Consider the following 7,076-nt stretch of genomic DNA (forward strand, 5'->3'; position numbering starts at 1 on the left):
ATGACGTCCATGACGCCTCCAGATAGCCGGTGACCAGCCATAACTCAAATCGACATCCGGAAAATCAACCGCTCCATCAGCCAGGAGGCATGGGGCCGCACCGTGATCCTGCTGACGTACAAGGCCGCCAGGTACGGCGGCAGCCTGTACAAGGTTCCCGCCTCCGGCACCTCCCAGCGATGCTCAGCGTGCGGCTTCACCACACCGGGCAGCCGGGAGAGCCAGGCCGTGTTCGTGTGCAAGAACCCAGGCTGCGGCTGGTCGGGAAACGCCGACTTCAACGCCGCCCGGAACATCTTGCACCTGTACCGGATGGGCCTCGCGCTCATCCCGGCTGCCGGGAGGGCAGTCGTCAGGCGCCCACGCGGCGTCCAGCCCGCCGCCGCAAGGTAGGCGGGAATCTCCTTCCTGAGGCTTGCCGAAGGCAGGAGAACACTTCAAGAGAGCACGATCCGCAAGGTCGCCGCACAGCGGGGTTTCCGCGCGCCGACCTTCGAGCAGTTCCTGCACGACGTCGGCCCCGGTGGCGCGCTGTACGTCGGCTCGCCCGAGACCGTGGCGCGGAAGATCGTCACCATGCTGCGGACCCTGGGGGCGACCCGCTTCGACCTGAAGTACGGCATGAACGGGCTGCCGCACCGGGCGCTCATGGAGTGCATCGAGCTCTTCGGCACGAAGGTGGCGCCTCAGGTGCGCGACATGATGGCCTCCTGAGAGGCCGGGGCCCCCGCGGTCAGGGCGGGTAGGCTCCGGAGCATGCGGATCTCCGTCTCCTCGGACATGGACGAACCCGTCGCCCGCAGCCTCGTAGCCCAACTGCGCGGCCGCGGCCACGAGGTGGTGACCCACGGCGCGCTGCACCCCGGGGACGACGCCCAGTGGGCGGTGTGCTCCCAGGCCGCCGCCCGCGAGGTCGCCGCCGGCAGGTCCGAGCAGGCCGTCGTGTGTTGCTGGACCGGGACGGGCGCTTCGATCGCCGCCAACAAGGTACCCGGTGTACGGGCGGCGCTGTGCACGGACGCGTACACGGCGGACGGCGCACGCCGCTGGAACGACGCCAACGTACTGGCGCTCAGTCTGCGGCTGACGTCCGAGCCGCTGCTGACGGAGATCCTCGACGCCTGGTTCGCCGCCGAGACCAGCGAGGACCCCGAGGACCGGGAGAACGTGGCCCATGTCGGACGTCTGGATCTCGGCAGGGCGGTCCCGTAGGTTCCGCGGTCCGGGCCGGAGGCCTGGTCCTCGGCAGGACGGTTCCGGCGCCGGCGCCGGATAGTCCCCTCCGCCGAACTCCGGGTCAGTGGCCCGCCACCAGCTCCAGCACCTCCTTCCGGGCCGGCGTCGCCGCCGCGCGGACGCGGACGGTCCACAGCCACAGCACGTCCCGGCCGAACGACCACACCAGGGAGGCCAGCGCGACCGCGACGATCCCCGCGGTCACCGGGTACGGCAGCCAGTTCGAGGCGGCCGCCAGCAGGGCGATTCCCTGCACCGCGGCGACCGTCTTGCGCGCCATGCTCGAGGGCAGCTCGCCGTTCAGCCACGGCAGCACCTTGGCCGCCGCCACGAAGACGTAGCGCATCGAGCCGATCAGCAGCACCCAGATCCCCAGCGTCATCGACACGTACACGCTCAGCACCAGGATCAGGAAGGCGTCGACCTCCATGTCGAAGCGTGCGCCGAGCGCGGTCGAGGTGCCGGTGCGGCGGGCCACCTTGCCGTCCACGCCGTCCAGGATCAGCGCCACCCCCGTCAGTCCCACGAAGACCGTCACCGGCGGTGAGCTCTCGAAGGAGTCCGCGACCAGCGCGGTGACGCCGCCCACCAGGATCGCCCGGCCCAACGTCACCCGGTTGGCGGCGCCGAAGGAGCGAAGCCGCGAGCGGAGCACGGCGCGGGTGAGGACGGCCCAGGTGGCGAGGGCGAAGGCCAGGCCCGTCAGCCAGCCGGCCGGGCCCATGCCGATGGCCGTGCCCAACAAGGCCAGCAGCAGTACCTGCACGCCCGCTCCCACGGTCGTCTCCTGCTGCAAGAGCCTTGCGTCGTATGTGTGGTTCAGGGCCACCGCTCACCCTCCGGCCGAGTGACAGATTCGATCTCCGCGCGTACCTTGTGCGCGACTTCTCATAGCTGCGTACGTGGTGAGACGCCGGATCGTTCAGGGAGACGCACATGAACCTCACAGCCCGCGCCTTCTGGCTGCGTTCGCCGGGTCACGGGGAGCTGCGCGACGTGGAGCTCCCGAAGCCCGGCGACGGCGAGGTCCTCGTGCGCGCGCTGTACTCCGGTGTCAGCCGCGGCACCGAGACCCTCGTCTTCCGTGGCGGCGTACCCGAGAGCCAGCACGCCGCGATGCGCGCGCCCTTCCAGGAAGGCGACTTCCCGGCGCCCGTGAAGTACGGCTACCTGAGCGTCGGGCGAGTGGAACAGGGCCCCGGCGAACTGGTCGGCAGGACCGTCTTCTGCCTGTATCCGCACCAGAACCGGTACGTGGTCCCGGCCTCGGCCGTCACCGTCGTACCCGACACCGTGCCCGCCGCACGTGCCATCCTCGCCGGCACCGTCGAGACCGCGGTCAACGCCCTGTGGGACGCGGGGCCGCTCGTCGGCGACCGGATCGCGGTCGTCGGCGGCGGCATGGTCGGATGCTCCGTCGCCGCCCTGCTGGCCCGTCATCCCGGGGTCAGGGTTCAGCTGGTCGACGCCGATCCGGAGCGAGCCGAGACCGCCCGCGCGCTCGGCGTCGACTTCGTCCTGCCGCAGGACGCCCTCGGCGAGTGCGACCTCGTCGTCCACGCCAGCGCGAGCGAAGCGGGGCTCGTACGCGCCCTGGAACTGCTCGCCCCCGAAGGCACGGTCGTCGAGCTCAGCTGGTACGGCGACAGGCGCGTCACCCTGCCGCTCGGCGAGGCCTTCCACTCGCGCCGTCTCACCGTCCGCAGCAGCCAGGTCGGCACCGTCTCGCCGCGCGCCCGTGCCGGACGCACCTACGCCGACCGGCTCGCCCTCGCCCTCGAACTGCTCTCCGAGCCCGCGTTCGACGCGCTGATCACCGGCGAGTCCGCCTTCGAAGACCTCCCCGACGTGCTGCCACGCCTCGCACGTGGTGAGCTCAAGGGGTTGTGCCACCGAGTTCAGTACACCGACGACTGATCCCGTTGTCCGAATCGCCCCGACTCCGAGGAAACGCGCAAGGAATTCGCACGGAACCTCGAAACAAGGAGAACGGGCAGCTGAACAACGCGCAGGGGCCGGCCGTACTACACGGCATGCCCCGGCAGGGGATCAGACGCACCGCACCTGGAGGGTCGTCCGTTGTTCAGCATCACCGTCCGCGATCACCTGATGATCGCCCACAGCTTCCGCGGCGAGGTCTTCGGCCCGGCGCAGCGCCTGCACGGTGCGACGTTCCTCGTGGACGCCACCTTCCGGCGCGCCGAGCTGGACGACGACAACATCGTCGTCGACATCGGACTGGCCACGCAGGAGCTGGGCGCCGTGGTGAGCGAGCTCAACTACCGCAACCTCGACGACGAGCCGGACTTCGCGAACATCAACACCTCCACGGAGTACCTGGCGAAGGTGATCGCCGACCGCCTCGCCGAGCGCATCCACAAGGGCGCGCTGGGGGAGAGCGCCCGTGGCATCGAGCGCATCGCCGTCACGCTGCACGAATCACACATCGCCTGGGCGAGTTACGAGCGTGGCCTGTGACCGACACGACCATCGGCCACGCGGCCCCGGACACGGCCGGCCGGGCGTCCCAGCCCCGGCTGCACTACGTTCCGGTGCAGAGCGCGGCCCTGAGGAACGCCCACATCATTCCCATGTCCCTGCGCACCGTGCACTTCGTCATGCCGGGCGGCGTCGACGACCCGGCCACCCCCAGTGGCGGCAACGCCTACGACCGCCGTATCTGCCTCGACCTGCCCGGCTTCGGCTGGCAGGTCCACCAGCACGCCGTCGAGGGCTCCTGGCCCCGGCCCGGTGCCGCGGCCCGGGCGGAACTCGCCCGGACGCTGCGCGAACTGCCCGACGGCACGGTCGTCATGCTCGACGGCCTGGTCGCCTGCGGTGTCCCCGAGATCGTGGTGCCGGAGGCCGAACGCCTGTGCCTCGCCGTCCTGGTGCACCTGCCGCTCGGCGACGAGACGGGCCTCGATGCGCAGACCGCGGCGGAGCTCGACGCCAAGGAGCGGGCCACCCTTCGGGCCGTACCCGCCGTCGTCGCCACCAGTGACTGGGCCGTGCGCCGGCTTGTCTCGCACCACGGGCTCGCCCCCGAGCGCGTCCATGTCGCCGCCCCCGGCGCCGACATCGCGCCCCTCGCCCCCGGCACCGACGGAGTCTCACGGCTGCTGTGCGTCGCCGCGGTCACCCCGCGCAAGGGCCAGCACCGGCTGATCGAGGCCCTCGCCGCCGTCCGGGACCTGCCGTGGACCTGCGCCTGCGTCGGCGGGCTCGGCCACGATCCCGAGTACGTCGCCCGTCTGCGCGCGCTCATCGACGGACATGGACTCGGCGACCGGCTGCACCTCGTCGGGCCCCGGTCCGGGGCCGAACTGGACGCCAGCTACGCCACCGCCGACCTCATGGTCCTCACCTCGTACGCCGAGACGTACGGCATGGCCGTCACCGAGGCACTCGCCCGCGGCATCCCCGTCCTCGCCACCGACGTCGGCGGCCTGCCGGAGGCGCTGGGACGCGCACCCGACGGCGGGGTGCCCGGCATCCTCGTACCGCCGGAGGACCCCGCCGCGCTCGCCGTGGAACTGCGCGGCTGGTTCGGCGAGGCGGACGTACGGCGCCGGCTCAAGGCCGCGGCCCGCGGCCGTCGCGCCGCGCTGAACGGCTGGGCCACCACGGCCCGCAGCCTGGCCGGCGTCCTGGGGCGGCTGCGCCACGAGCCCCGGAGGGCGGCATGAGCATGAGTACGACTCCGCCGGGGCCCGACTCCGGTACGGCGTCCTCGGACGCCGCCGGTCACGGGGTCCTCTCCGCGATACCGGCGCCCGGCGCCGGCGAGTCCGAGGTCCCGCGGTACGCCCCGCAGTGGCTCCAGTTGCGTGAGCCCGCCGACGCCGCGGCACGCGCGCACGACCTGCTGGACCCACTGCGGATACGGCTGGCCAACCGGCCCGGACGCACCAGGGACCTGGTCGTGCACGACCTGGGGTGCGGCACGGGTTCCATGGGCCGCTGGCTCGCCCCGCTCCTGGACGGCGCCCAGCACTGGGTCCTGCACGACCGCGACCCGTACCTGCTGCACTTCGCCACGGTGGGGGCGCCCCGGGCGGGCGCCGACGGCAGCCCGGTGACGGTCACCACCCAGCGCGGCGACATCGGCCGGCTCACCCCCGACGCCCTGACGGGCGCCTCGCTGGTGACCGCCTCCGCGCTGCTCGACGTCCTCACGGCGGACGAGATGGACACGCTCGCCGCCGCCGTCGTGGGCGCGGGCTGCCCGGCACTGCTGACGCTGTCCGTCGTCGGCCGCGTGGAGCTCACTCCCGCCCATCCCATGGACGAGGAGATCGGCGACGCGTTCAACGCGCACCAGCGCCGGGGCGGACTCCTCGGGCCCGACGCGGTGGTCGCCGCCCGCGAGACCTTCGACCGGCTGGGGGCGGACCTACGGGCGCATCCGAGCCCCTGGCGGCTCGGTCCGGAACAGGCGGAACTGACCGAGGAGTGGCTGCGTGGCTGGGTAGGCGCCGCAGTGGAGCAGCGTCCGGGGCTGGCGGCCCGTGCGGCGGCGTATCTGCGCGACCGGTCGGCCGCCTGCGCGGCGGGCGAGCTGCGCGTGACGGTGCACCACAGCGACGTACTTGTACTGCCGCGGCCGACGGGAGGGGCAGGATGACGGCTCGGACGGCCTCCGTGGTGGAGGCGGGGGAGGCGATGCGCAGGGCCGAGGGCACCGCGGTGCCGGCCGCGCAGACTATCCCGCCGCAGACCGCGCGTGGGACGACGAGGAGCGCGGTCGCCGTTCCGGCACCGCGGACGGCCGCCCCCGCCGGGGCGGACACCGGCTCGGCCGGGACCGAGGCGCCGCGCGCCCGCCGTCCCGTGCTGCGCGCCCTGCGCACGCACCTCGGCACGATCGCCGGAGCCGTCATCCTCGGGGTGCTGCTGTGGCGGCTCGGCACCGGGGTGTTCCTGGACGGGCTGCGGCGGATCGACGCCCCCACCCTGCTGGCCGGGCTCGCGATCGGCGTACTGACCACCGTGTTCAGCGCCTGGCGCTGGTGCCGGGTGGCCCGTGCGCTGGGCATCCGGTTGCCGCTCGGTCCCGCCGTCGCCGACTACTACCGAGCGCTGTTCCTCAACGCGGCGCTCCCCGGCGGCGTGCTCGGCGACGTACACCGTGCGGTGCGGCACGGGCAGAGTGCGGGCGACATCGGCCGTGGCGTCCGCGCCGTGGTCCTGGAACGCACGGCGGGGCAGGTGGCCCTCATCGCCGTCGGCGTGCCGGTCCTGCTCACGCTGCCCTCACCGGTGCTGGTCGAGGCTCGCCGTCTCGCCGCCCTGCTGGCGCTCGCCGCACTCGGCGCGGTCGCCATCGTGGCGGCCGTGCGGATGGGCCGGGCGCCCCGCTCGTCGCGCCGGCGCCGCTCGTTCGCCGCCCTGCTCGCCGAGGCGCGAAGTGCCCTGCTCGCCCGGGGCAGTTGGCCGGCCGTGCTGGTGTCGTCCGTCGTCGTGCTGGCCGGGCACCTGCTGATGTTCCTGGTGGCCGCTCGGGTCGCCGGATCGCAGGCATCCCCCCTCACGCTGCTGCCGCTGGCGCTGCTCGCGCTCATCGCCATGGGCCTGCCGCTGAACGTCGGCGGCTGGGGTCCCCGCGAGGGCGTCACCGCCTGGGCCTTCGGTGCCGCCGGCCTCGGCGCGGACAGCGGCTTGAGCGTCGCGGTGGTGTACGGCGTCCTCAGCTTCGTCGCGAGCCTGCCCGGGCTTCTGGTACTCCTCGGCCGGTGGTCGACGGGGCTGAGGACCCGGCGGAAGGACGCGGAGCCGGCCGGAAGTGCGCAGGACGCTGCGATCGCCGGCACGGAAACCCCTGAGGACGGCGGCGAAGC

Annotated in this window: 8 protein-coding genes and 1 pseudogene; 8 read left to right on the forward strand and 1 reads right to left on the reverse strand. The window is 73.1% G+C overall.

From position 1 onward, the window contains the following. Window positions 1-63: 63 nt before the first annotated feature. The 3 genes and pseudogenes from ABZ904_RS35465 to ABZ904_RS35475 all read left to right on the forward strand — a co-directional run. A pseudogene (locus ABZ904_RS35465) lies at window positions 64-393 on the forward strand (transposase); the annotation flags it as partial. Between the two features lie 183 nt (window positions 394-576). Beyond that, the gene (locus ABZ904_RS35470; protein WP_361828094.1) at window positions 577-714 is read left to right on the forward strand and encodes a hypothetical protein; all 138 of its coding nucleotides are present in this window, start codon (window positions 577-579) and stop codon (window positions 712-714) included. 42 nt (window positions 715-756) lie between these two features. Further along, window positions 757-1,212 (forward strand): RpiB/LacA/LacB family sugar-phosphate isomerase, encoded by a 456-nt coding sequence (locus ABZ904_RS35475; protein ID WP_360999465.1) that lies wholly within the window; start codon window positions 757-759, stop codon window positions 1,210-1,212. 85 nt (window positions 1,213-1,297) lie between these two features. Here the strand turns inward: ABZ904_RS35475 and ABZ904_RS35480 are convergent, their stop codons facing one another. After that, window positions 1,298-2,065, reverse strand: a complete 768-nt coding sequence (locus ABZ904_RS35480; protein ID WP_360999468.1) for a CDP-alcohol phosphatidyltransferase family protein — start codon at window positions 2,063-2,065, stop codon at window positions 1,298-1,300. Between the two features lie 107 nt (window positions 2,066-2,172). Between ABZ904_RS35480 and ABZ904_RS35485 the strand changes: the two genes are divergently transcribed. The 5 genes from ABZ904_RS35485 to ABZ904_RS35505 form a co-directional block, all read left to right on the forward strand. Next, window positions 2,173-3,153 (forward strand): FAD-dependent oxidoreductase, encoded by a 981-nt coding sequence (locus tag ABZ904_RS35485; RefSeq protein ID WP_360999471.1) that lies wholly within the window; start codon window positions 2,173-2,175, stop codon window positions 3,151-3,153. A 162-nt stretch (window positions 3,154-3,315) separates the two neighbouring features. Then, a complete protein-coding gene (locus ABZ904_RS35490) occupies window positions 3,316-3,714 on the forward strand; it encodes a 6-carboxytetrahydropterin synthase (protein ID WP_360999474.1) in 399 nt (132 codons plus the stop codon). A gap of 11 nt (window positions 3,715-3,725) precedes the next feature. After that, window positions 3,726-4,925 (forward strand): glycosyltransferase family 4 protein, encoded by a 1,200-nt coding sequence (locus ABZ904_RS35495; RefSeq protein ID WP_360999606.1) that lies wholly within the window; start codon window positions 3,726-3,728, stop codon window positions 4,923-4,925. Continuing rightward, window positions 4,922-5,863 carry a class I SAM-dependent methyltransferase gene (locus ABZ904_RS35500; RefSeq protein ID WP_360999477.1) on the forward strand — a complete coding sequence of 314 codons (942 nt, stop codon included), beginning with the start codon at window positions 4,922-4,924 and terminating at the stop codon, window positions 5,861-5,863. The genes ABZ904_RS35495 and ABZ904_RS35500 overlap by 4 nt, the downstream gene beginning before the upstream one ends. Then, window positions 5,860-7,076 (forward strand): lysylphosphatidylglycerol synthase transmembrane domain-containing protein (locus tag ABZ904_RS35505; RefSeq protein ID WP_361828099.1); only part of this gene is annotated, 1,217 nt, incomplete at its 3' end. The genes ABZ904_RS35500 and ABZ904_RS35505, both read left to right, overlap by 4 nt.

It is taken from the genome of Streptomyces sp. NPDC046900 (genome assembly GCF_040644975.1).
GTDB lineage: Bacteria > Actinomycetota > Actinomycetes > Streptomycetales > Streptomycetaceae > Streptomyces.